At 36.5% G+C, this 1155-nt stretch carries 1 pseudogene; it reads right to left on the bottom strand.

Features of this window, described 5'->3' with window-relative positions:
* Positions 1–1155 (bottom strand): annotated as a pseudogene (locus AA81_RS14330) (hypothetical protein); the annotation flags it as partial.

The following is a 1155-nucleotide window of genomic DNA, read 5'->3' as shown; positions in this document are numbered from 1 at the left end:
TCTCTACCAATATCCCCGTAATCTATTTGGTAATTAACGCTGCTATCTTCAGTCAAAGAGACAATGTAAGCATTACCGTTTAAGCCGTAAGAAAGGGTATCGCCAACGTAGATTATATTCTTAGTGTTATCGGTAGAATCTTTAGTGAGTATGGCATCTCTAAAAAAGTCTGTATTTTGTGCATATAACGACGTTTCGTTTAAAATATTTCCATATGGATCCATTTTCCATGTTTTTGCATCCCAATTGTCATTTTTGCCTTCATAACCATATAGATAAAAGTTTTCTCCATCGTACAAACTTCCGTAGATATATTCATCGAAACCTTTAGAGAATATTTTAGTTAGTTCTGTCGCTTCAGCCGTTGATGGCGTAGGTTCAACAGTTATATCAACAGGAGTAGAAGGTGCCGTAATATCTTCTTCTTCTAATGGCTCTGGTATTGTGATTTGAGTAGGTTCGGGCGTTGTCTCCGTTGCCTGAGGTGTTGATGGAGTAGGTTCAACGGTTATATCAATAGGAGTAGAAGGAACGGTAATAGTTTCTTCTACTGGCTCAGGTACTGTGATTTGAGTAGGCTCAGGCGTTATTTCTGTTGCCTGGGGCGTTGATGGAGTAGGTTCAACGGTTATATCAACAGGAGTAGAAGGGGCCGTAATAGCTTCTTCTATAGGTTCTGGTATCGTGATTGGGGTAGGTTCGGCTGTTATCTCCGTTGCCTGGGGTGTAATGGGCGTGGCTGGTATGGTGACTGTTGTTGGAGGTGTCACTATTTCTTCGAACATTTGAGGTAAAGGCATTTTTTCTTTGATGTATCGAGTGAAATAGTATTGAGAATCGAAATCATCATAAAATATTAGAAATCGAGTTAAGAAGTCTTTTACCCCTACCATTAAACCTTTGTCGTATACTAAGGGTTCATCGATTATTTGGAATTTATTTATTGTGGAATAGTTCCAAACTAAATTTCCTTCCAAATTGAAGGATTTAATACTTTCTCCTACTAATATGAATCTATCTTTGTTAACAGGGACAAAATAATTGAAATTTTCTTCATATGTGAAAGTTCTGATTAAATTTAATTCAGAATCATAAAAGTTAAGATTTTTTGAACCGGATAATAGAACTATTTTGTCGTAATATGTGTATATTTTT

The organism is Petrotoga halophila DSM 16923, assembly GCF_002924615.1.
Note: the sequence above shows the minus strand (reverse complement) of the source record. Positions and strands in the feature narration are given on the sequence as shown.